Origin of the sequence: Clavibacter quasicaliforniensis (genome assembly GCF_051201715.1) — a bacterium.
GTDB lineage: Bacteria > Actinomycetota > Actinomycetes > Actinomycetales > Microbacteriaceae > Clavibacter > Clavibacter seminis.
Map to the genome: position 1 here is coordinate 2,730,072 of NZ_CP139624.1, position 21,277 is coordinate 2,751,348.

Below are 21,277 nucleotides of genomic sequence, written 5' to 3' on the forward strand. Positions count from 1 at the left end.
CTGATCGTGCTGGTGGGCGGGGCGTCTCCGCCCCACCCGGTCGGACTAGAAGTCCATGCCACCCGTGGGGTCGCCGGCCGGGGCCGGGTTCTTCTCGGGCTTGTCGGCGACGACCGCCTCGGTCGTGAGGAACAGACCGGCGATGGACGCCGCGTTCAGCAGAGCCGAGCGCGTGACCTTCACCGGGTCGTTGATGCCCGCGGCGAGCATGTCGACGTACTCGCCCGTTGCGGCGTTGAGGCCGTGACCCGAGGGGAGGTTGCGGACGCGCTCGGCCACGACACCGGGCTCGAGGCCCGCGTTGAGGGCGATCTGCTTGAGCGGAGCGTCGACCGCGACGCGGACGATGTTCGCGCCCGTCGCCTCGTCGCCCTCGAGCTGGAGCTTCTCGAACGCGAGCTTGCCTGCCTGGATGAGGGCGACGCCACCACCGGCGACGATGCCCTCCTCGACGGCGGCCTTCGCGTTGCGGACGGCGTCCTCGATGCGGTGCTTGCGCTCCTTGAGCTCCACCTCGGTCGCGGCGCCGGCCTTGATGACGGCGACGCCGCCGGCCAGCTTCGCGAGGCGCTCCTGGAGCTTCTCGCGGTCGTAGTCGCTGTCCGTGTTGCCGATCTCGTTGCGGATCTGCTGCACGCGCGCCGCGATCTCGGTGGCGTCTCCGCCGCCCTCGACGATCGTGGTCTCGTCCTTGGTGATGACGACCTTGCGGGCCGTGCCGAGCAGGTCGAGGGTGACGTTCTCGAGCTTGAGGCCGACCTCCTCGGCGATGACCTGGCCACCGGTGAGGATGGCGATGTCCTGCAGCTGCGCCTTGCGACGGTCGCCGAAGCCGGGGGCCTTGACGGCGACCGACTTGAAGATGCCGCGGATCTTGTTCACGACGAGCGTGGCCAGGGCCTCGCCGTCGACGTCCTCGGCAATGATGAGGAGCTGCTTGCCCGACTGGATGACCTTGTCGACGATGGGCAGGAGGTCCTTGATGTTCGAGATCTTCGAGTTGACGATCAGGATGTACGCGTCCTCGAACACGGCCTCCTGGCGCTCGGGGTCCGTGACGAAGTACTGCGACAGGTAGCCCTTGTCGAAGCGCATGCCCTCGGTGAGCTCGAGCTCGGTGCCGAAGGTGTTGGACTCCTCGACGGTGACGACGCCCTCCTTGCCGACCTTGTCGATCGCCTCGGCGATGATGGCGCCGATGGTGGCGTCGCCGGCGGAGATGGACGCGGTGGCGGCGATCTCCTCCTTGGTCTCGATCTCCTTCGCGGCGGCCTTGAGCTCCTCCGTGACGGCCGCGACGGCCTTCTCGATGCCGCGCTTGAGGCTGATGGGGTCGGCGCCCGCGGCGACGTTGCGGAGGCCCTCGCGGACCAGCGCCTGCGCGAGGACGGTCGCGGTGGTCGTGCCGTCACCGGCGACGTCGTCGGTCTTCTTGGCGACCTCCTTGACGAGCTCCGCGCCGATCTTCTCGAACGGGTCGTCGAGCTCGATCTCCTTGGCGATGGAGACGCCGTCGTTCGTGATGGTGGGGGCGCCCCACTTCTTCTCGAGGACGACGTTGCGGCCACGCGGGCCGAGGGTCACGCGGACCGCGTCGGCCAGGATGTTCAGGCCGCGCTCGAGGCCGCGGCGGGCTTCTTCGTCAAAAGCGATGATCTTAGCCATGTGTATCTCTCGTCCCTCCCGGACGTCAGGAAAAAGGCAGTCGTCTAGCACTCCCCGTGAGGGAGTGCCAGGGACGATTCTGGCACTCGCCCTACGGGAGTGCAAGCGAGCCGCCCACAGGCCGGACGCCGGTCGGGATGCGACGACGCCGCCGCCCGGACGGGCGACGGCGTCGTGGCGGGATGCTCCCTAGGCCAACGTGACGTTCTCCGCCTGCAGGCCCTTGGAGCCCTGGCCGATCTCGAAGGCGACGCGCTGCCCCTCCTCGAGGACCTTGTAGCCGGACATCTCGATCGCCGAGTAGTGGACGAAGACGTCCTGCTGGGCAGGACCGCCCTCGACGGCGTCCACGGTGATGAACCCGAACCCCTTCTCCCCGTTGAACCACTTCACGGTGCCGTTGGCCATGTGCTTCTCCATGTGCGAATGCGCGGTGTCGGGGGCGCGGTGCCGCCACCCCCGGGTCGGCCGCGGGGCCCTGCATCGACCCCGCGCCACGCCCTAGGGACGTACGGCGCGCAGCACCTGGACGCGGCGGGCGTGCGACCAGGCAGCACGATAGACAGAGCCGACGATGCCCCGTCGGGTTACTCCACGGGGACGGCTCGGCGGGCCGATACGGAGGCGGTCAGCCCTTGGCCGCGTAGTCGGCGCCGAGCACGGCCGTGAGCTTCGACGCCTGGGCCGCCGCCGTGCCCTCGGCTGGTCGGAACTGGTCGGACTGCGCCACGTCCCCCACCCCCAGCGCTGCGACGAGGCCGCGCGCGGCACCCTCGTCCGCGTCGTCGTAGTAGTAGACGGTCGTGGTGGCGATGTCGGTGGAGCTGGCGTTCAAGCGGGACGCGATGGCCCAGCCCTCCTTCTGGAGCGCCGTCGCGGCCCGGGCCGAGAGACCCGACGTCCTCGTGCCGTTGAGGACGGTCACGACCATGCCGGGCACTGCGGTGGGAGCGGCGGTCGGCTCCTCGGTGGGCGCGGCCTCCTCGGAGGAGCCGCCGCTCGGGATGATGTCGGTGAACGAGACCCGGTCGTTGATGACGAAGAGCCCGACGACGCCGAGGCCCACGAGCAGGCCGGTCGCGAGGGCCGCCCACGCGAAGGCGCGGAAGCGGTGGTGAGGCGGACGGGGCGCGCGATGGGCGCCCACTCGGCTCAGGTCGCCGGGGACCTCGTCGAAGCGGTCGGGAGCGTGGGAGGGCATGGGGGTCTCGTGTCTCCTCGGTGGGGCGCGGGGTCAGCGCGCGGTCGGTCGGTGCGGGAGACCGGTGGGCAGGGCGCGTGCTGCGCGCGCGGCGGCGCGCGTCTCGCGGAGTCGCAGGAGGCGCCCGACGAGCAGGGGGTCGTAGGCGAGGGCCTCGCGCGTCTCGAGCAGGGATCCGAGCAGCTGGTAGTAGCGCGTGGCCGAGAGGCCGAAGGCCTGGCGGATGGCCTCCTCCTTCGCCCCGGCGTGACGCGTCCAGTCCCGCTCGAAGTCGAGGACCGCGCGGGCGCGGGCGTCGAGCTCGACGACCGGATGCGGTCCGGCCGCCGGAGCGGTCGTGGAGCTGGTCTCGCGCTGGTCCACGGCATGCTCCTTCCCCGACATCCCCCACATACTAGGTGCGCCTCGCTGAGCGCCTCGCGCAGCATGCCGGGGTGTCCACGCACCGCGACGGGCACGGCGGCATCGCATCGCGTCCGCTCGCATCCCGGAGCGGATCGTCCCCCGCATGCAGGAATCGACGGGGGCCCGCGGCGGTTGTCCATGGAGGCGCGCTGGGACGCCGCCCCTAGGATCGACCAGCGAGAAAGGACCCGCACATGGCCTACGAGATCGAGAAGACCGACGACGAGTGGCGCCAGGAGCTCTCCCCGGAGGAATACGCGGTGCTGCGCCAGCAGGCCACCGAGCGCCCCTGGACCGGCGAGCTGCTGGACGAGGAGCGCACCGGCGTCTACGGGTGCAAGGCCTGCGGCGCCGAGCTGTTCACGAGCGACACCAAGTTCGACTCCCACTGCGGGTGGCCGAGCTTCTACGCTCCGAAGGAGAGCGACGCCGTCAAGCTGTACACGGACACGAGCCTCGGCATGAAGCGCGTCGAGGTCGTCTGCGCCCGCTGCGGATCGCACCTCGGGCACGTCTTCGACGACGCGCCGCAGACCCCCACCGGCGACCGGTTCTGCATGAACTCGGTCTCCATGTCGTTCCGCACCGCGGAGTGATCGACGTGCCGCGGCATCGGGCGGGCGGCACCCCCGACCCGTCCGGGCCCGGCACCCCCGCGCAGGGCGGAGCCGTCCTGGAGGCGCTCCGTGGTCGGCGGTCCCGCTCGTCCGTGGGCGAAGCCGCCCCGACGCACGAGGATCTCGTCCCGCTCGTCGAGGCCACCTCACGGCTCGCCGACCACGGCGGGCTGAGGCCGTGGCGGGTCATCGAGATCCGCGGAGGCGCGCGCGACAGCCTCGGCGCCGCGATGGACGAGGCGGCAGGCGATCCCGGATCCGGCAAGCATCGCAAGAAGACGCATCGCGCGAGCCTCCTGATCGCCGTCGTCGCCAGCCGCACCCCGAGCCGCAAGGCGCCGGACTGGGAGCAGGAGGCGGTCGCCGCGGGTGTCGCGCACGCTCTCACCCTGCTGCTCGAGGAGCAGGGATGGGGCGTGTTCTGGCGCACCGGCAGCCTCACGCGCAGCGAGCCGGTGCGACGGATGCACGGCCTGCGCGACGGCGAGGACCTGCTCGGCTGGCTCTACGTCGGCGATGTCGCCGACGACGACAAGGGCCCGCGTCCGACCGTCGACGGCGAGCGGATGATCACCGTCCTCGACTGAGCGAGCGGCATCGAGAGCCGGCCACGGGACTCGAACCCGTAACCGCCGCATTACAAGTGCGGTGCGCTACCAATTGCGCCAGGCCGGCCGACGGACCTCGCGGGCCGTCGATCCATCATACGAGCCGCGCTACGGGGCGGTCGTCGGCATCTCGGACGGCGCGGGGGTCGGGGTGGGCGTCGTCGTCGCGTCCTGGCCTGCGGCCTGGAGCACGAAGGCGGCGAACGCCTTCGCGTCGTCCGGCTGGCCCGTGTACTGGCGGTCGCCCACCACGATGATCGGCGCGCCCACGACCTTGTCGACGTTCGAGTCGGGGATGTCGCCGTCCAGGACGCGGTCGGTCGCGGCGTTGACCCACGACTGGAACCGCTGGTCGGAGACGCACTTCGCGATGTCGGACGAGCCGGCGCCCGCCTGCCCGGCGAGCTCGACGATGCGATCGTCGCTGAGGCCCGTGCTCTGCTCGGCGGGCTGCTCCGCGAAGAGCGCGGAGTTGAAGGCCCAGAAGTCGTCGGGCGCCGCGTCGGCGACGCACGCGGCCGCGTTGGCCGCCCGGAGGGAGTAGGCCTGCGACTTGCTGGTGAGGATCGCGACGGGGTGGATCTCCACCGTGGCCGCACCCGACTGGAGCCAGCCCTCCATCTGCGCGCCGTTGGTGTCCTGGAACTCCTTGCACGCGGTGCAGAGGTAGTCGACGTAGACGCGGATGTGGGCGACGCCCGCCGCCTCGGAGCCGGTGGGCACCGGATCCTGCTCCGGGTCGAGGGCCTTCGTGGGTGTGGCCGCGAGGTCCTTCCCGATGAGGATGCCGTCGCTCGCCATGTTCTGCGGCCCGGGCCCTGCGGGACGCGCGCCCTGGACGACGACGAGGCCCACGACCACGACCACCGCGACCAGCGCCGCGGCGATGCCGCCGCGGATGGCGTACCGGCCCACGACATCGCGACGACGCTGCTTCATGCGGTTGAGCCGCGCCTTCTCCCGAGCGGCCTCGCGGCGTCGTCGGTGACCGCCGTGCGGTTCGTGCGCGGGCGGCGTGCTGCTCATGGATCCTCGCTCAGTGGATGGGGAGTCGGGCGCGGGCGGGCTCCCGGACGACCTCAGGACTCTAGGCGGCCAGTCTGGGAAAGCGGTGACGCGGCGGGCGCGGGTGCATCGCCGCAGGAGACGATACAGGCCCGCGACACCCTGTCCCCGGGTGGGGAATAGCCGCCGATCCGCATCGTGCCGGGCTTCCCGACCAGAGACCCGCGTGCAATACTCATCGGGTGGTCGTCGTCGCCCACAGCGATGAGCCATGAGCATCACATCCATCACCACGGATCGTCGGGCACGTACCTGCCCGTGAAGGAGAACACCGAAATGGCATCTGTAACTTTCGACAAGGCCACGCGCCTCTACCCGGGCTCGACGCGCCCCGCGGTCGACCAGATCGACCTGGAGGTCGCCGACGGCGAGTTCCTCGTCCTCGTCGGCCCGTCCGGCTGCGGCAAGTCGACCACCCTCCGCATGCTCGCGGGCCTCGAGGAGGTCAACGACGGCAACATCTTCATCGGCGACCGCAACGTCACGGACGTGCCGCCGAAGGACCGCGACATCGCGATGGTCTTCCAGAACTACGCGCTGTACCCGCACATGACGGTCGCCGAGAACATGGGCTTCGCGCTCAAGATCGCGGGCGTCGGCAAGGACGAGCGCGCCACCCGCGTCCTAGAGGCCGCCAAGCTCCTCGACCTCGAGCCCTACCTCAGCCGCAAGCCCAAGGCCCTCTCCGGCGGCCAGCGCCAGCGCGTGGCCATGGGCCGTGCGATCGTCCGCCAGCCGCAGGTGTTCCTCATGGACGAGCCGCTGTCGAACCTCGACGCGAAGCTCCGCGTCCAGACCCGCACGCAGATCGCGTCGCTCCAGCGCCGCCTCGGCGTCACCACGGTCTACGTCACCCACGACCAGACCGAGGCGCTCACCATGGGCGACCGCATCGCGGTCCTCAAGGACGGTGTCCTCCAGCAGGTCGGCACCCCGCGCGACCTCTACGAGAAGCCGCAGAACGTCTTCGTGGCCGGCTTCATCGGCTCGCCCGCGATGAACCTCTTCACGGCGAACGTCGTCGACGGCGGCGTGCAGTTCGGCACCGCCGTGGTCCCGGTGGAGCGCGACGTGCTCACCAACGCCACCGGCGGAGCGGTCACCATCGGCGTGCGCCCCGAGGACGTCGTCGTCAGCACCTCGCAGGGCCAGGGCCTCTCGGTCACGGTCGACCTCGTCGAGGAGCTCGGGGCGGACGGCTACCTCTACGGCCACACCGACATCGAGGGCAAGCGCACCGACCTCGTCGCGCGCGTCGACGGCCGCCTGCACCCGAACGCCGGCGACACCGTCTTCATCACGCCGCAGCCCGGCCACCTCCACGCCTTCGACGCCGAGAGCGGCCTCCGCCTCAACGCGCCGGTCGCCGCGGGCTGATCGAGCCGACCCACCACCGCTGCCGCGGTCCCCACGCTCCCCCGCCGGGAGCACCGGGGGCCGCGGCAGCCTGGTTTCCGGGGTCGGGTAGGGTCGCAGCATGGCCGGATCCCTGAACATCACCTCGGCGACGGTCGATCCCGCGCTCCTCGACCTGCCCTGGCAGCTGCCGCTCGACGAGTGGCCGTCCTCGGCCATCGCGACGCTCCCGAAGGGCATCTCGCGGCACCTCGTGCGCTTCGCGAACCTGTCCGGCTACGTCATCGCCATCAAGGAGACGACGGACGAGATGGCCCGCGGCGAGTACGACATGCTGCGGACGCTGCAGCGGCTCGAGATCCCGTGCGTGGAGCCCGTCGCGGTGATCATGAACCGCACCGACGAGGACGGCGACCCGCTCAAGTCGGTGCTCGTCACCCGGCACCTCAAGTTCTCGCTCCCCTACCGGGCGCTCTTCTCGCAGCAGCTGCGGCCGGACACGGCGACGCGCCTCGTCGACGCCCTGGCCGTGCTGCTCGTCCGGCTGCACATGATCGGCTTCTTCTGGGGCGACGTCTCCCTGTCGAACACCCTCTTCCGCCGCGACGCGGGAGCCTTCGCCGCCTACCTGGTGGACGCGGAGACCGGCAAGCTCTTCAACGGCGGCCTCTCCAACGGGCAGCGCGAGAACGACCTCGAGATCGCGCGCGTCAACATCGCCGGCGAGCTCATGGACCTCGAGGCGGGCGGCCGCATCGAGGAGGGGCTCGACCCGCTCGAGACGAGCACGCGCATCGTCGCCCAGTACCGCACGCTCTGGAAGGAGCTCACCGGACGCGAGGAGTTCCCGACCTCGGAGCGCTGGCGGATCAACGAGCGCGTGGACCGCCTCAACGACCTCGGCTTCGACATCGAGGAGCTCGCGATCCGCACGACCGCCGAGGGCTCGCAGGTGCGCATCCAGCCCAAGGTCGTCGACGCGGGGCACCACCAGCGCCGGCTGCTGCGCCTCACGGGAGTGGACGCGCAGGAGAACCAGGCGCGTCGACTCCTCAACGACCTCGACTCGTACACGGCGACGTTCGACAAGCAGGATCTCGACGAGGAGATGGTGGCGCACGAGTGGGTCGCGCGCGTCTTCGAGCCCGTCGTGCGGGCGATCCCCCGCGACCTCCGCGGCAAGCTGGAGCCCGCCGAGATCTTCCACCAGCTGCTCGAGCACCGCTGGTACATGTCGCAGAAGCTCAGCAGGGACATCCCGCTCGCCGAGGCCGTGACCGCGTACGTGCAGGACATCCTCCGCCACCGGCGCGACGAGGCGACGGTCATCGACCCGCCGACCGAGTCGATCGGCGTCATCGAGGACGAGTCGGACGTCCCGATCACCGAGGCCGAGGCCGCGGAGGACTGGCGCACGAAGGTCTGACCGCCTCTGCGTGGGGCGAACTCAGTAGGAGCCGGGACCCTGGGGTCCCGGCTCCTCCTGCGTTCGGTGCGCTACTTCCGCTTCGCGGCGCGCAGCTTGCCGATCTCGTAGAGCGTGACGCTCGCGGCGATGCCGGCGTTGAGGGACTCGGTGGAGGCGCCGATCGGGATGGACACCACGGTGTCGCAGGTCTCGGTGACGAGGCGCGACAGGCCCTTGCCCTCGGATCCGACGACGACCACGATCGGCCGGTCGGCGAGCGTGAACTCGTGCAGCGACATGTCGCCGCCGCCGTCGAGGCCGACCACGAAGACGCCGCGCTGCTTGAGCGCCTTCAGCGTCTGGGTGAGGTTCGACGCCATGGCGACGGGCGTGCGCGCCGCGGCACCGGCCGAGGTCTTCCACGCGCTGGCGGTGAGGCCGACCGAGCGACGCTGCGGCACGATCACGCCGTGGCCGCCGAACGCGGCGACCGAGCGGATGATCGCCCCGAGGTTGCGCGGGTCGGTGATGCCGTCGAGGGCCACCAGGAGCGGCAGCTGGCCGCGCGAGATGGTCTTGTCGAGCAGCTCGATCGCGTCCGCGTACTCGTAGGGCGGCACCTTGAGCGCGAGGCCCTGGTGGACGGCGTCGTGGCCCGCGATGCGGTCGAGCTCGGGGCGCATGACCTCGAGCACGGGGATCCCGCGCCCGGTGGCGAGCGACAGGACCTCCTTGACGCGGTCGTCGTACTCGATGCGCGAGGCGATGTAGAGCGCGGTCGCGGGGATCTTGGCCCGGAGCGCCTCGACGACCGAGTTGCGACCGGTGACGACCTCGGACTCGTCCTGCTGCTTCGCGCGGCGGGCGCGCGGGGCGTCGGCCCCGGCGGGCCGGTCGGTCGCGCGGGCGCGCGGCGCCGCGGACCGAGGTGCCGCGGCGCGATCGGCGCGCTCATCGCGGCCGCGGTTGGCGCCCGCGGACGCCGCCTCGTACCGGTCCTTCGCGAGCTTGCGCTTCCCGGCGGGGTGGTACGGCCGGTCCTCGGCCTTGGGCGTGGGCTTCTTGCCCTCGAGGGCCTGCCTGCCCTGCCCTCCGGATCCCTTGAGCGGGCCCTTCTTGGTCTTCCGTACCGCGCCTGAGCGGCTGGGCTTATTCGCCATCGATGCTCCAATGCGACCCGCCAGGCGAGTCCTCTATCGTGATGCCGGCCTCGGCCAGCTCCTGTCTGATGCGGTCGGCGAGGGCGAAGTCCCTGGCCTCCCGCGCGGTCTGTCGCTCGGCGATCCGGTGCTCGACCAGCGCCTGCAGCGCACGGCGCGCGGGCTGGTCGGAGGCGGTTCGCCATTCGTCGGCCAGCGGGTCGATCCCGAGCACGGCCACCATCGCGGAGACGTCCGCGCGCAGCGACGCCGCCTCCTGGAGGTCGCCGGCGTCGAGGGCGGCGTTGCCCGCGCGGACGGCGTCGTGGAGCACGGCGAGCGCCTGCGGGACGCTGAGGTCGTCGTCCATGGCCTCGGCGAACTCGGCGGGCACGGCGGCGGGCGCGCCGTCCGTCGAGGCGGGCGCGGCCTGGAAGCGCGTGCCGGCGAGGCGGCGGGCGCTGCGGTCGAGGAAGGTCTCGATGCGGTCGAGGGCGGCCTCGGCCTCGGCGAGCGCGCCGTCGTGGAACTCGAGGGTCGAGCGGTAGTGCGCGGATCCGAGGAAGTAGCGCACAACCACCGGCCGCGCGGAGGCGAGCAGGTCGGCGGCGAAGAGCGAGTTGCCGAGCGACTTGCTCATCTTCTGGCCGGCGACGGCGACGAGGCCGTTGTGCAGCCAGTAGCGGGCGAACGGATCCCCCGCGGCCCGCGACTGCGCGAGCTCGTTCTCGTGGTGCGGGAAGCGGAGGTCGAGTCCGCCGCCGTGGATGTCGAACTCGGCGCCGAGGTATCGCGTGGACATGGCGGAGCACTCGATGTGCCAGCCCGGGCGGCCGGCGCCCCACGGCGACGGCCAGGACGCGCTCGCGGGCTCGCCGGGCTTGGCGCCCTTCCAGAGGGCGAAGTCGCGCACGTCGCGCTTGGCGCGCGGATCCGCGTCGGCGGCGGCCTCCATGTCGGCGGCGCGCTGGCGCGTGAGCTCGCCGTACTCGGGCCAGGAGGCGGTGTCGAAGTAGACGTCGCCGGATGCGTCGCCGGCCGCGTACGCGTGGCCGCGCTCGACGAGGCGCCGGATGATCTCCTGCATCTCGCCGATGCTCGCGGTGGCGCGCGGCTCGTAGCTGGGCGGGAGGATCCCGAGGGCCGAGTACGCGCGGGAGAACTCGAGCTCGACGCGGTAGGCGAGCGCCCACCACTCCTCGGTGCCGCCGGCCTCCTGGCCGCGGCGCGCGTTGTCTATGACCTTGTCGTCGATGTCCGTGACGTTGCGCACGAGCGTCACGTCGAGCCCGCGGTGGGTGAGCCAGCGGCGCAGCTGGTCGTACGCGAGCGCGCTCCGGAGGTGGCCGATGTGCGGCGCGGACTGCACGGTGGGGCCGCAGACGTAGATGCCGACCCTGCCGTCGACGAGCGGCACGAAGTCCCGCAGGGACTGCGTCCGGGAGTCATGGAGGCGCAGGGTCACAGAGAGATCCTAGTCAGCGCGCATCCGCGCCCCCGCCGGATGACGGGCCGGGAGGGCGGTCCACGGCCGTCGCGACAGCGCGGTCAGAGGCGCTCGACGAGGGCCGTCGCGACCGCGGCGACGCCGTCGCCGCGACCCGTGAAGCCGAGCCCGTCGGTGGTCGTGCCGGCGAGCGAGACGGGCGCGCCCACGGCGGCCGAGAGGATCCCCTCGGCCTCGGCCCGCCGCGGGGACAGCTTGGGGCGGACGGCCATGACCTGCACGGCGACGTTCACGATCCGGTAGCCGGCGTCGCGGACGAGCCCAGCGGTCCTCCGCAGGAAGACCTCGCCGTGCGCGCCGTCGAGCTCCGGGTCGTCGGTGCCGAAGATCCCGCCGATGTCGCCGAGACCCGCTGCGGAGAGGAGCGCGTCGCACATCGCGTGGCTGACCGCGTCGCCGTCGCTGTGGCCGGCGAGACCCGCTTCGCCCGGCCAGTGCAGGCCGGCGAGCCAGAGCGGCTGCGTGGCGTCGACCGCGTGCACGTCGGTGCCGATGCCCGAGCGGAGGCGCGAGGCGGCGGATCCCGCGCCCGCGTCCCTGGCGACGAGCTCCTCCGCGCGCCGGAGGTCCCACGCGGTGGTGACCTTGAAGGCGAGGGCGTCGCCGGGGATCACCCGGACGCGTCCGCCCGACGCCTGGAACAGGGCCGCGTCGTCCGTGTGCTCGGCGGCAGCCCGTGCGTACGCGGCGTCGAGCGCTGCCCGCGGGAATCCCTGCGGGGTCTGGACGCCGACCAGGTCGCTGCGGTCGACGGTGCCGAGGCACTCCCCCGCCGGATCCACGCGCTTGACGGTGTCGGTGACGGGCAGGCCGGGGACGACGCCGGCGCCATCCGCCCGGACGGCCTGAACCACGGCCGCGAACAGGGCGGTGGGCGTGAGCGCGCGCGCGGCGTCGTGCACCAGGACCGTGTCGACGGATCCGGCGAGCGCGGCGAGGCCCGCCCGCACGGACCCCTGCCGGGTCGCTCCTCCGACCACGACCACGACGGATCCGCGTGCCGCCCCCGCGACGCCGTCGACGACGGCGGACGTCTCGGCCAGGTGCGTGTCCGGCGCCACGACGACGACGTGCGCCTCCTCGGCGAGGCCGAGGACCGAGGACAGCGAGCGGGCCAGCAGCGTCACGCCGCCGACCTCCACGAGCGCCTTCGGGATCCCCGCCCCGAGCCGCGTGCCGCTTCCCGCGGCCACCACGACGACGCCGATTCGTGGCCCGCCAGTCGCGCCGCCATCGCTCGCGGGGGCGGACGGGACGACGGGGTCGTGGCTCATGCGGTCAGGCTACCGGCGGCGACGCGCGCCGACGCCGGGCGATCAGGAGGCGAGGACCTCGTCGAGCAGCGTGGACGCGTGCTCCTCGTCGGTCTTCTCCGCGAGGGCCAGCTCGCCCACGAGGATGCCGCGGGCCTTCTGCAGCATGCTCTTCTCGCCGGCGGACAGGCCGCGGTCCTGGTTGCGACGCCACAGGTCGCGCACGACCTCGGCCACCTTCAGCACGTCGCCCGACGCGAGCTTCTCGAGGTTCGCCTTGTAGCGCCTCGACCAGTTGGTGGGCTCCTCGGTGAACTCGGCGCGGAGCACCGCGAAGACGCTCTCCACGCCCTCGCGCCCGATGACGTCGCGGACGCCGACCATGTCGACGTTCTCCGCGGGCACCTCGATCTGGAGGCCGCCCTGGTTGACGTCGAGCTTGAGGTACAGCTTCTCCTCGCCGCGGATGATGCGCTTCTTCACCTCGATGATGGTCGCCGCCCCGTGATGCGGGTACACGACGGTCTCGCCGACCTCGAAGAGCATGGGTTCCCCGTTCTGTGGACTTCCCCTCAGGATACCAGCCGGGTCCCGCGCGCCCGCGGGCGGTCGCCCGCCACCCGATCCCGTAGGCTGAGCGGGTCAGCTGATCCAGCGCGGACGCCTCCGGACGCCCCGGCGCCGGCCCGCGCGACAACCGGAGGGTCCCGTGAGAGCGCGTACCGCATCGTCCATCGTCCTCGCGGCCCTGATCGCGGTCGGCACGTCGTCGTGCACGTTCATCACGCCCCAGGCCACGCAAATCTCCTACTTCCCGAGCGACGGCTTCGACGCCACGGTCGGCGACATCGAGGTGCGCAACGCCATCCTCCTCACCGAGGGCGGATCCGCGGCCGGCGCGAGCCTCGTCGTCACGCTCGTCAACAACTCGGGCGACAGCCAGCGCGTCTCCTTCCAGCACGAGCTCACCGAGGGCAGCGCGGACCGCGAGACGCGCACCGTCACGGCGGCCCCCGGCCTCACGAAGTTCGGCGCCGAGGACTCCCAGCGCATCACCTTCGACTCCGTCGACCCGACGCCGGGCTCGCTCACCAAGATCTACATCCAGTACGGCGACGCCGAGGGCGTCGAGATGGACGTCCCCGTGCTCAACGGCGACCAGGAGACGTACACGAACCTCGTGCCCGGCGAGACCGGATCCACCCCGGACACGAAGGTCACCACGACGCCAGGCACCACGGACGGCGACGAGGGCCTCGGGGACAGCACGAACTAGCCCGCCGGTCGCGCTCGCGGCCCCGCATGACGAAGGCCCCGCCCCTCACGGGACGGGGCCTTCGTCGTGCCGGCCGGCCGGTCGGCGGCCTAGGCCTCGAAGCGGTAGCCCAGCCCGCGGACGGTGACGAGGAGCACGGGGTCCGACGGCTCGCGCTCGATCTTGGAGCGGATCCGCTTGATGTGCACGTCGAGCGTCTTCGTGTCGCCGAAGTAGTCGGATCCCCACACCCGGTCGATGAGCTGGCCGCGCGTGAGCACGCGCCCGGCGTTCCGCAGCAGCAGCTCGAGCAGCTCGAACTCCTTCAGCGGCATCGCGATCTCCCGGCCGTCGACCTCGACCGTGTGGCGCTCCACGTCCATGCGCACGGAGCCGACCTCGAGCACGTTGAGCGGCTCGTCGTCGACCTCGACGCGGCGGCGGAGCACGGCGCGGATCCGCGCCAGCAGCTCGCGCGTCGAGTACGGCTTCGTCACGTAGTCGTCGGCCCCCAGCTCGAGGCCCACGACGATGTCCACCTCGGAGTCCTTGGCGGTGAGCATGATGATCGGCACGGCCGAGCGCGTGCGGATCTCCCGGCACACCTCGGTTCCGGGGAGGCCGGGGAGCATGAGGTCGAGCAGGATCAGGTCGGCGCCGTCCTTGTCGAACGAGGCCACCGCGGCGGGACCGTCCTCGACGACGTCCACCTCGTATCCCTCGCGCTGGAGCAGGAAGGCGAGCGGCTCGCTGAGCGACGCCTCGTCCTCGACGAGCATGATGCGTGTCACGTGGGTTCTCCGATGTCCGTACCGGCGAGCGCCGGGGTCTGCGATGCCTCGGGGAGGCGGATGGTGAAGGTCGAGCCGCGGCCGGGGCGGGACCAGACCCGCACGTCGCCGCCATGATTCTGCACGACGTGCTTGACGATGCTGAGCCCGAGTCCCGTGCCGCCGGTGTCGCGGGCACGGGCCTGGTCGACGCGGAAGAAGCGCTCGAAGATCCGGCCCTGCTCATCCTCGGGGATCCCGATGCCCTGGTCGGTGACCACGACCTCGACGGCGCCGTCGTCGACCATGACGCCGATGCCGACCCGCGAGCCGTCCGGGGAGTAGTTGACCGCGTTGCTCAGCAGGTTGTGCACGGCCACGACGAGGAGGGCCTCGTCGCCGTAGACGGTCGAGCGCGACCGCTTGCCCCGTGCGAGCTCGATGCCGCGGAGCTCCGCGCCGAGCCGCACCTGGTCGAGCGCGACGCTGATGACGTGGTCGACGTCGACGGGCTCGGCCTTCTCGAGCGCGTTGGCCGCCTCGAGCCGCGACAGCTCGATGATCTCTTGCGTGATGCGCGCGAGCCGGGCCGACTCCGTGGTCAGCCGGGCGGCGAACCGCCGCACCTGCACGGCGTCGTCGGCGCACGAGTCGAGCGCCTCCGCGAGGAGCCCGACCGCGCCGATGGGCGTCTTGAGCTCGTGGCTGATGTTGGCCACGAAGTCGCGCCGCACCTGGTCGAGGCGGTGCGACTCGGTGCGGTCCTGCGCGAGCAGGAGCACGTAGCGGGTGCCGAGGCGGGCGACGCGGACGTGCATCTGGAACTCGGCCGCGCCGAACGGGCCGCGCGCGAGCGACACCTCCTCGGCGAGCGGCTCGCCGGACCGGCGCACGCGGTCGACCATCGAGACGAGCTCGGGGTGGACCAGCGCCTGGTGGAAGACGAGGCCGGAGGAGATGGCGCCCGGCGACGCCTTCATCACGTTGTTGGAGGGGTCGAGGACGATGCCCGCGGACTCGAGCGCGTCGAGCACCTGGTCGACGCCGTCGGGGACGACCGGGTTCGTGATCTCGACGGCGCGGTCGCCGCGGTCCGCCGCGTGGTTCAGCAGCCACACGAATCCCGCGCCGACCGCCAATCCGATGAGGAGGCAGACGAGCACCAACGCACCGGTGTCCATGCGCCCACACTAGGAGACGGCATCGGGGCGTCCCGGCCGTCCGGCCCCGCCACGGGGGCCACGAGGCCGCGAATTCAGCTGGCCGGCACCGTGCGTTAACCTCGCATGACCAGAGTCGGAGGATGTGGGCCCGTCACCAGGGGTCCGCCGTGCCCGAGAACCACCCCGCCCCTCGCAGCGGGGCGGCCTGAAAGGACGTCCCCCATGCGCGAAGTGTTCCAGCAGGAGCTCCACGAGGTCCAGGAGCGTCTCATCGAGATCTCCGCGCTCGTCGCCATCTCCATCGAGAACGCGACCCGCGCGTTCAACGAGTCGAACGTCAGCCTCGCCGAGACCGTGATCGAGCAGGACCGCCGGATCGACGAGCTCGCCACGAGCCTCGACGAGCTCGCGATCAACATCCTCGCCCGCCAGCAGCCGGTCGCCCGCGACCTGCGCATCGTCGTGAGCGCGCTCCGCATCAGCGCGTCGCTCGAGCGCATGGGCGACCTCGCGGAGCACATCGCGCAGCTGTCGCGCTACCGCTTCCCGGACAAGGTGGTCCCGAAGTCGCTCCGCCCCACCTTCCTCGAGCTCGGCCAGCTCGACGTGGCCATCGCGCGCAAGCTCACGGACCTCCTCACCACCGAGGACCCGAAGCTCGCCGAGGAGATCCGCAACGACGACGACCGCATCGACGAGCTGCACCTCAGCGTCTTCGACAAGGTGCTCGGCGAGACCTGGAAGGGCGCGGCCGTCGACACGGTCGACTCCACGCTCGCCAGCCGCTACCACGAGCGCTTCGCCGACCACGCGGTGTCCATCGCGAAGACCGTGCAGTACCTCGCGACCGGCGACTGGGTGCAGGCCGACGCCTGATCCCGCCGCGGGCCGCGACCCGCAGCGATGACGAGAGCCCGACCGGATCATCCGGTCGGGCTCTCGTCGTACGGGCGGGTGGCGCTACTTCTTGCTGCCCTGCGCGGCCACGGCCGCGGCGCCTGCGGCGGCCGCCTCCGGGTCGAGGTACTCGCCGCCGGGGACGATCGGGCGGAAGTCCTCGTCGAGGCGGTACACGAGCGGGATGCCCGTGGGTATGTTGAGCTCCGCGATGTCCGCGTCGGAGATGCCGTCGAGGTGCTTCACGAGCGCGCGCAGCGAGTTGCCGTGCGCCGTGACGAGCACGGTGCGGCCCGAGGCGAGGTCGGGCTGGATGTCGGACTCCCAGTAGGGCAGCATCCGCTCGATGACGTCCTTGAGGCACTCCGTGCGCGGCAGCGCTTCGCCGAGGTCGGCGTAGCGCGGGTCGCGCGACTGCGAGTACTCGTCGTCGTCGGCGATGGGGGGCGGCGGCACGTCGAACGAGCGGCGCCAGGTGGCGAACTGCTCGGGGCCGTACTCGGCGAGGGTCTGCGCCTTGTCCTTGCCCTGCAGCGCGCCGTAGTGGCGCTCGTTGAGGCGCCAGGTGCGCTGGACGGGGATCCACGAGCGGCCGGCGCGCTTGAGCGCGATGTTGGCGGTGTCGATGGCGCGGATGAGGACGGAGGTGTGCAGCACGTCGGGGAGGATGCCGGACTCGGCGAGGAGCTCGCCGGCGCGCTGCCCCTCCGCGACGCCCTGCTCGCTCAGCTCGACGTCCACCCATCCGGTGAACAGGTTCTTCTGGTTCCAGTCGCTGTTGCCGTGACGCAGCAGCACGAGGGTGCGGGGTTCAGCCATGCCTCAAGCCTATCGAGCGATGGGAGACTGGACCCATGCCGGGCGCCGCCTCCCCCGTCGGCTCCGTGACGCGCGGGACGACCAACACGAACCGCCTCCGGCGCGTCGACAGGTGGATCGCGACCCTCGGCTCCCTGCGCACCGCTCCCGCGCCGCTCGTCGTGGACCTCGGCTACGGCGCGAGCGGGATCACGGCGCTCGAGATGCACCGGCGGCTGCGCGCGACGCGGCCGGACGTGCGCGTCGTGGGCATCGAGATCGAGCCGGGACGCGTGGCGCGGGCCCGCGAGCAGCTCGCGGCGTGGCCCGACGCCTCCGCCCGCGAGCGGATCTCCTTCGTCCGCGGCGGGTTCGAGGTGCCGCTGCCCGGTGGCGAGCGGGCGACCGTGATCCGCGCGTTCAACGTGCTGCGGCAGTACGACGAGGCCGACGTGCCCGCGGCATGGGCGCGCATGGCGGCGCGGCTGGCGCCCGGCGGATCCGTGGTGGAGGGCACGTGCGACGAGATCGGCCGGGTCGCGAGCTGGGTTGACGTGCGCGAGGACGGCCCGCGCAGCCTCACGATCTCGCTGCGCCTGGCGGGGCTGGAGCTGCCGTCGATCGTGGCGGAGCGGCTGCCGAAGGCGCTCATCCACCGCAACGTCCCCGGCGAGCGCGTGCACGAGGTGCTCGCCCTCCTCGACCGCAGCTGGATCCTCAGCGCCCCGCTCGGCGTGTACGGCCCGCGGCAGCAGTGGCTGGGCACGGTGCGTCGGATGCGCGACGCAGGCGTGCCGGTCGAGGGCGGGCACGCGCGCTGGCGGCTCGGGGAGCTGACGGTGCCGTGGTCCGCGGTGGCGCCGGCCTAGACCTCGGGCAGCGCGGCACGTGCGGTGTCCGCGTCCACTCCCGCCGCCACCTGGAGGTCGACGAGGAGCGGCCGCAGCAGCATGACGAGCATGACCTCGCCGACGGGGGCGCCGGGGATGAGCTCGCGCGGATCCAGCCGGACGGCCACCAGCACGAGGTTCTGCTGGGCGAGGGGCGCGGCCGACGGATCCGACAGGCTCTGGCCGAGGAGGTTCACGCCGTTGGAGACGGTCGCGAGCAGCTCCGCGAGCACCGGGCGGCGCACCCCGTCGACCACGAGGAAGTCGATGCGGCGGGAGATGACGCGGAGGTTCCGCACGGCCAGGTCCATGCCGTCGAGCACGCGCCGCTGGGCCCGCAGCTCCGGCAGGTGGCGGCGGAGGAAGGGCGAGATCCGCGCGATGGACAGCGCCGAGTCGGCCGCCGCGCTCCACGCGTCGATGAGCGGCTGGGTGCGGCGGAGGCGGTCGAGCGCGCGGTCGGCCGCGGTCGCGTCGCCGAGCCGCAGCGCGGAGACGAGCGACGTGAGCGCGTAGGAGCACTCGGAGAAGACGCGGCGGGCTTCGCGCAGGGCCTGGCGCCGCGGATCCCGCGGGATGAGCGCGGTCGCGAGCAGCGCCACCGCGCCGCCGACGAGCCCGTCGACGCTGCGGACGAACACCCCGCCCGGCGGCGCGGGCAGGAGCGCGACGAGCACGGCCTGCACGCCGGCGGCCACCGCGAACGCGGCGTTCGACGACAGCAGCCGCGCCACCAGCAGGGTCGCCAGGATGATGACGAACAGCTGCCAGGCACCGCGGCCGATGCCGAGCAGCAGCACCTCGCTCAGCGTGATCCCGACGGTCATGCCGATCGCGGTCTCCAGCACGCGCACGGGCCGTGCGTCGCGGACGAAGCCGAGGCTCGTGATGGTCACGGTCGTCGCGAGCAGCGGCGTGTCGTGCCCGAGCACGTGGTGCGCGAAGGCCCAGCCGCCGGTGGCCGCGACGGCGATCTGCAGGGCGGCGGGCGCGGATCCCCAGAGACGCAGGAGCGCGGCCCGCGGATCCGCCCGGTGCCTCAGGGTGCGGGCGGCACGGGCCGACCGCTCCCGCGCGCGCTCAGCGGCGGACCGCACCGAGCCGCGGCAGGCGCGGGACGTCGGCGGAGCGGCCGGCGTCGGTGGGCACGATCACGTCCTGCATGGCCTGGACCCGGACGTCGTCGGCGACGACCTCGAGCTGGAGGGCGGGATCGACGTTGCGGCGCACGACCGCGAGCGCGACCGGGCCGAGCTCGTGGTGCAGCGCGCTCGAGGTGACGGCCCCGACGACCTCGCCCGCGGTGCCGTCGGCGGCGCCGGGGAGCCGCACCTCGGATCCCGCGCCCGGCAGCACCGCGTCGGATCCGTCGAGCTGCAGCAGAACCAGGCGGCGCGGAGGCCGGCCCAGGTTGTGCACCTTGGCGACAGTCTCCTGGCCGCGGTAGCAGCCCTTGCTGAGGTGCACGGCGCTGCGCAGCCAGTCGAGCTCGTGCGGGATGGTGCGGTCGTCGACCTCCGTGGCGAAGCGCGGTCGCCACGCGGCGATCCGCAGGGCCTCGGCCGCGAGGACGCCCGCGACGGGCAGGTCGCCTGACGCGGCGCGCGCGACGACGGCCGGCAGCTCGGACCGCGGCACGAGGCGCTCGCTCCAGGTCCACCCCTCGGCCGGGTGCGGCGCGGCGGCCGCGTACTGGTGGCCGCCGGGGACGACGTGGACCCACGGGTCCCGCCACACGAGCGGCACGCCGGCGGGCGCGGCGACGGGGAGGTCGGGCTCGCCGAGCGTGCCGATGACGGCCATCTCGGCCGTGCGATCGGCGGGCTCGACCCGGAGCATGAAGCGCATGCGCTGCAGGTAGGCGAGCAGCGCATCCGCATCGCCGGCGCCGAGGAGGAGCCACGTGGTGACGCCGTCGTCGAGCACGCCGACCGCGTGCTCGAGGCGCCCGTTCTGGTCGAGGAAGAGGGTCTCCGCGGAGTCGCCCGGCGCGAGGCCGCGGAGCGACTGGCTCGTGATGGAGTCGAGCCACGTCAACCGGTCCTCCCCCGCGACGGAGAGGACGGCCCGGTGCGAGAGGTCGACGATCGCGGTGCCCGCGGCGAGCGCGCGCTGCTCGGCGACGAGCGACCCGAGGTGCGCGGGCACGCCGGCGTCCGGCCCGTCGGACGCGACTGCGCCGGGCAGGTCGAGGAAGGGCGAGCGGGCGACGGCGGGAACGGGGTCAGTCGACATGCGACACCCGCCCGGAGGCGTGCGTGCGCAGCGGCTGGCCGAGCGCCGCGATGTCCCACGCCCAGAGCAGGTCGCGCTCGACGAGCCCGTACAGCCGCGTGGCGCCCGTGTACGCCTTGGCTCCCTCGGTGCGGAGCACGGCGTCGGTCGCGAGGTCGATGCGCGCGCTCTTCACCTGGCCGACGTAGAGCTCGCTGACCCCGCCCGGGTGGACGAGCGCGACCTCGACGTCGAACCCGCCGTCCGCGTTGCGGAGCGTCTCGACCTCGTCGGCCGTCGTGAACGGACGCTCGCCCGTGGGCGGCAGCATCGCCGGCCCCGGGTCGCCGTCGGTGACCCGGCGTCGCAGCCGCCAGTAGCCGGTCTCCGTGACGAACGGCACGGGGCCGTCGTCGCCCTCGACCCACGCGTACGAGGAGTAGTTGAGGTGCGGCAGCCCGTCATGGCTGAAGCTGATGCGCTGGCCGAACTCGCGGCGGACGACGTCGTCCCCGACCGCGTACTCGACGACGCCGGTGCCCTCCCACACGCCGAGGAGCCAGGACAGCGGGACGAGCTCGGCGGGGAGGCCGGTCGGGATCTCGATCATGCGGCGCGCGGTCAGCGCTGGCCGCGGAAGAGGTTGTAGACCACGACGAGCGAGACCCAGCCGATGGAGAGGCTCGCCAGGACCAGCAGTCCGGTGAAGAAGAGTTCCAGAGCAAGCAGCGACGACATGGCCCCAATCTACCCCACGGGCGGCCGGATCCGACCGGCCGGTCTAGGCGGCGACGGGCACGAGGAGAACGACGGCGGTGGCCGCGACGAGCACGAGCACGGCCCCGACGACGCTGCCGACGGCGCGGTCGACGAAGCCCGTCTTGCGGGGCAGGGCCAGCTGGATCACGAAGGTCGCGACGACGCACGTGGCGAGCACGAGGGGGAACCAGCGCGGGGCGGCGTCGGGACCGACGGCCACCGCCACCACGACCGCGCCGACGGCGGCGGCCAGCCAGACGGGGACGAGGCTGCGCAGGGGGGAGGTCACCCTGCAATCCTGCCCCAC

General features: G+C 72.5%; 23 protein-coding genes and 1 tRNA gene. 7 read left to right on the plus strand and 17 right to left on the minus strand.

Annotation, left to right across the window (positions count from 1 at the left end):
* Positions 1-45: 45 nt before the first annotated feature.
* The 4 genes from groL to NL142_RS12985 form a co-directional block, all read right to left on the minus strand.
* Complete coding sequence (groL, locus tag NL142_RS12970) at positions 46-1,665, minus strand: chaperonin GroEL (protein ID WP_043586031.1); 1,620 nt, start codon at positions 1,663-1,665, stop codon at positions 46-48.
* A gap of 189 nt (positions 1,666-1,854) precedes the next feature.
* Positions 1,855-2,073: a cold-shock protein gene (locus NL142_RS12975; protein WP_012039167.1), complete on the minus strand. Its 219-nt coding sequence runs from the start codon at positions 2,071-2,073 to the stop codon at positions 1,855-1,857.
* 220 nt (positions 2,074-2,293) lie between these two features.
* The gene (locus NL142_RS12980; RefSeq protein WP_435080089.1) at positions 2,294-2,866 is read right to left on the minus strand and encodes a LytR C-terminal domain-containing protein; all 573 of its coding nucleotides are present in this window, start codon (positions 2,864-2,866) and stop codon (positions 2,294-2,296) included.
* 33 nt (positions 2,867-2,899) lie between these two features.
* A complete protein-coding gene (locus NL142_RS12985) occupies positions 2,900-3,229 on the minus strand; it encodes a DUF3263 domain-containing protein (protein ID WP_435080090.1) in 330 nt (109 codons plus the stop codon).
* Between the two features lie 236 nt (positions 3,230-3,465).
* Here NL142_RS12985 and msrB point away from each other — a divergent pair, with 236 nt between their 5' ends.
* Both msrB and NL142_RS12995 read left to right on the plus strand, forming a co-directional pair.
* Entirely contained in the window at positions 3,466-3,867 is a 402-nt protein-coding gene (gene msrB, locus NL142_RS12990) for a peptide-methionine (R)-S-oxide reductase MsrB (RefSeq protein ID WP_012039170.1), read from the plus strand.
* 5 nt (positions 3,868-3,872) lie between these two features.
* Positions 3,873-4,475 carry a nitroreductase family protein gene (locus NL142_RS12995; RefSeq protein ID WP_435081601.1) on the plus strand — a complete coding sequence of 201 codons (603 nt, stop codon included), beginning with the start codon at positions 3,873-3,875 and terminating at the stop codon, positions 4,473-4,475.
* Between the two features lie 15 nt (positions 4,476-4,490).
* On the opposite strand, the gene NL142_RS13000 is transcribed toward NL142_RS12995, so the two are convergent.
* Positions 4,491-4,563, minus strand: a tRNA-Thr gene (locus tag NL142_RS13000).
* A 41-nt stretch (positions 4,564-4,604) separates the two neighbouring features.
* Complete coding sequence (locus NL142_RS13005; RefSeq protein ID WP_435080091.1) at positions 4,605-5,522, minus strand: DsbA family protein; 918 nt, start codon at positions 5,520-5,522, stop codon at positions 4,605-4,607.
* 315 nt (positions 5,523-5,837) lie between these two features.
* Here NL142_RS13005 and NL142_RS13010 point away from each other — a divergent pair, with 315 nt between their 5' ends.
* Together NL142_RS13010 and NL142_RS13015 are read left to right on the plus strand one after the other, a co-directional pair.
* Positions 5,838-6,938 carry an ABC transporter ATP-binding protein gene (locus NL142_RS13010; RefSeq protein WP_045529457.1) on the plus strand — a complete coding sequence of 367 codons (1,101 nt, stop codon included), beginning with the start codon at positions 5,838-5,840 and terminating at the stop codon, positions 6,936-6,938.
* A 100-nt stretch (positions 6,939-7,038) separates the two neighbouring features.
* Positions 7,039-8,343, plus strand: coding sequence for a DUF4032 domain-containing protein (locus NL142_RS13015; protein ID WP_012039174.1), 1,305 nt, complete (start codon positions 7,039-7,041; stop codon positions 8,341-8,343).
* Between the two features lie 71 nt (positions 8,344-8,414).
* On the opposite strand, the gene rlmB is transcribed toward NL142_RS13015, so the two are convergent.
* From rlmB to NL142_RS13035, 4 genes are all read right to left on the minus strand, one after another.
* Positions 8,415-9,485 (minus strand): 23S rRNA (guanosine(2251)-2'-O)-methyltransferase RlmB, encoded by a 1,071-nt coding sequence (gene rlmB, locus NL142_RS13020; protein ID WP_194684986.1) that lies wholly within the window; start codon positions 9,483-9,485, stop codon positions 8,415-8,417.
* Positions 9,475-10,929 carry a cysteine--tRNA ligase gene (gene cysS / locus NL142_RS13025; protein ID WP_435080092.1) on the minus strand — a complete coding sequence of 485 codons (1,455 nt, stop codon included), beginning with the start codon at positions 10,927-10,929 and terminating at the stop codon, positions 9,475-9,477. Before cysS ends, rlmB begins: the two co-directional genes overlap by 11 nt.
* 83 nt (positions 10,930-11,012) lie before the next feature.
* Positions 11,013-12,245, minus strand: coding sequence for a 2-C-methyl-D-erythritol 4-phosphate cytidylyltransferase (gene ispD / locus NL142_RS13030; RefSeq protein ID WP_194684988.1), 1,233 nt, complete (start codon positions 12,243-12,245; stop codon positions 11,013-11,015).
* A gap of 42 nt (positions 12,246-12,287) precedes the next feature.
* The gene (locus tag NL142_RS13035) at positions 12,288-12,770 is read right to left on the minus strand and encodes a CarD family transcriptional regulator (RefSeq protein ID WP_043586044.1); all 483 of its coding nucleotides are present in this window, start codon (positions 12,768-12,770) and stop codon (positions 12,288-12,290) included.
* A gap of 163 nt (positions 12,771-12,933) precedes the next feature.
* Here NL142_RS13035 and NL142_RS13040 point away from each other — a divergent pair, with 163 nt between their 5' ends.
* The gene (locus NL142_RS13040) at positions 12,934-13,500 is read left to right on the plus strand and encodes a hypothetical protein (protein ID WP_435080093.1); all 567 of its coding nucleotides are present in this window, start codon (positions 12,934-12,936) and stop codon (positions 13,498-13,500) included.
* A gap of 89 nt (positions 13,501-13,589) precedes the next feature.
* Here the strand turns inward: NL142_RS13040 and NL142_RS13045 are convergent, their stop codons facing one another.
* Both NL142_RS13045 and NL142_RS13050 read right to left on the minus strand, forming a co-directional pair.
* Complete coding sequence (locus NL142_RS13045) at positions 13,590-14,270, minus strand: response regulator transcription factor (protein ID WP_012039180.1); 681 nt, start codon at positions 14,268-14,270, stop codon at positions 13,590-13,592.
* Positions 14,267-15,430 (minus strand): sensor histidine kinase, encoded by a 1,164-nt coding sequence (locus NL142_RS13050; RefSeq protein ID WP_435080094.1) that lies wholly within the window; start codon positions 15,428-15,430, stop codon positions 14,267-14,269. Before NL142_RS13050 ends, NL142_RS13045 begins: the two co-directional genes overlap by 4 nt.
* A gap of 204 nt (positions 15,431-15,634) precedes the next feature.
* On the opposite strand from NL142_RS13050, the gene phoU reads away from it, so the two are divergent.
* Entirely contained in the window at positions 15,635-16,288 is a 654-nt protein-coding gene (phoU, locus tag NL142_RS13055) for a phosphate signaling complex protein PhoU (protein ID WP_012039182.1), read from the plus strand.
* A gap of 84 nt (positions 16,289-16,372) precedes the next feature.
* Here the strand turns inward: phoU and NL142_RS13060 are convergent, their stop codons facing one another.
* Positions 16,373-17,128, minus strand: coding sequence for a phosphoglyceromutase (locus NL142_RS13060; RefSeq protein ID WP_435080095.1), 756 nt, complete (start codon positions 17,126-17,128; stop codon positions 16,373-16,375).
* Between the two features lie 35 nt (positions 17,129-17,163).
* Between NL142_RS13060 and NL142_RS13065 the strand changes: the two genes are divergently transcribed.
* Positions 17,164-17,976 (plus strand): class I SAM-dependent methyltransferase, encoded by an 813-nt coding sequence (locus NL142_RS13065; RefSeq protein WP_194684992.1) that lies wholly within the window; start codon positions 17,164-17,166, stop codon positions 17,974-17,976.
* Here NL142_RS13065 and NL142_RS13070 read toward each other — a convergent pair.
* From NL142_RS13070 to NL142_RS13085, 4 genes are all read right to left on the minus strand, one after another.
* Positions 17,973-19,094, minus strand: coding sequence for an FUSC family protein (locus tag NL142_RS13070; RefSeq protein WP_435080096.1), 1,122 nt, complete (start codon positions 19,092-19,094; stop codon positions 17,973-17,975). The genes NL142_RS13065 and NL142_RS13070 overlap by 4 nt on opposite strands.
* On the minus strand, positions 19,078-20,232 hold the full coding sequence (locus NL142_RS13075; RefSeq protein WP_435080097.1) for a CAF17-like 4Fe-4S cluster assembly/insertion protein YgfZ: 1,155 nt from the start codon (positions 20,230-20,232) through the stop codon (positions 19,078-19,080). Before NL142_RS13075 ends, NL142_RS13070 begins: the two co-directional genes overlap by 17 nt.
* Entirely contained in the window at positions 20,222-20,821 is a 600-nt protein-coding gene (locus tag NL142_RS13080) for a heme-binding beta-barrel domain-containing protein (protein WP_012039187.1), read from the minus strand. The genes NL142_RS13075 and NL142_RS13080 overlap by 11 nt, the downstream gene beginning before the upstream one ends.
* A gap of 171 nt (positions 20,822-20,992) precedes the next feature.
* Complete coding sequence (locus NL142_RS13085) at positions 20,993-21,259, minus strand: hypothetical protein (RefSeq protein ID WP_194684995.1); 267 nt, start codon at positions 21,257-21,259, stop codon at positions 20,993-20,995.
* Positions 21,260-21,277 lie beyond the last annotated feature (18 nt).

Coding starts and splice junctions, on each gene's coding strand:
- groL (WP_043586031.1), bottom strand. CDS start 1,665: ATGGCTAAGATCATCGCTTTTGACGAAGAAGCCCGCCGCGGCCTCGAG.
- NL142_RS12975 (WP_012039167.1), bottom strand. CDS start 2,073: ATGGCCAACGGCACCGTGAAGTGGTTCAACGGGGAGAAGGGGTTCGGG.
- NL142_RS12980 (WP_435080089.1), bottom strand. CDS start 2,866: ATGCCCTCCCACGCTCCCGACCGCTTCGACGAGGTCCCCGGCGACCTG.
- msrB (WP_012039170.1), top strand. CDS start 3,466: ATGGCCTACGAGATCGAGAAGACCGACGACGAGTGGCGCCAGGAGCTC.
- NL142_RS13005 (WP_435080091.1), bottom strand. CDS start 5,522: ATGAGCAGCACGCCGCCCGCGCACGAACCGCACGGCGGTCACCGACGA.
- NL142_RS13010 (WP_045529457.1), top strand. CDS start 5,838: ATGGCATCTGTAACTTTCGACAAGGCCACGCGCCTCTACCCGGGCTCG.
- NL142_RS13015 (WP_012039174.1), top strand. CDS start 7,039: ATGGCCGGATCCCTGAACATCACCTCGGCGACGGTCGATCCCGCGCTC.
- rlmB (WP_194684986.1), bottom strand. CDS start 9,485: ATGGCGAATAAGCCCAGCCGCTCAGGCGCGGTACGGAAGACCAAGAAG.
- ispD (WP_194684988.1), bottom strand. CDS start 12,245: ATGAGCCACGACCCCGTCGTCCCGTCCGCCCCCGCGAGCGATGGCGGC.
- NL142_RS13035 (WP_043586044.1), bottom strand. CDS start 12,770: ATGCTCTTCGAGGTCGGCGAGACCGTCGTGTACCCGCATCACGGGGCG.
- NL142_RS13050 (WP_435080094.1), bottom strand. CDS start 15,430: ATGGACACCGGTGCGTTGGTGCTCGTCTGCCTCCTCATCGGATTGGCG.
- phoU (WP_012039182.1), top strand. CDS start 15,635: ATGCGCGAAGTGTTCCAGCAGGAGCTCCACGAGGTCCAGGAGCGTCTC.
- NL142_RS13060 (WP_435080095.1), bottom strand. CDS start 17,128: ATGGCTGAACCCCGCACCCTCGTGCTGCTGCGTCACGGCAACAGCGAC.
- NL142_RS13065 (WP_194684992.1), top strand. CDS start 17,164: ATGCCGGGCGCCGCCTCCCCCGTCGGCTCCGTGACGCGCGGGACGACC.
- NL142_RS13075 (WP_435080097.1), bottom strand. CDS start 20,232: ATGTCGACTGACCCCGTTCCCGCCGTCGCCCGCTCGCCCTTCCTCGAC.
- NL142_RS13080 (WP_012039187.1), bottom strand. CDS start 20,821: ATGATCGAGATCCCGACCGGCCTCCCCGCCGAGCTCGTCCCGCTGTCC.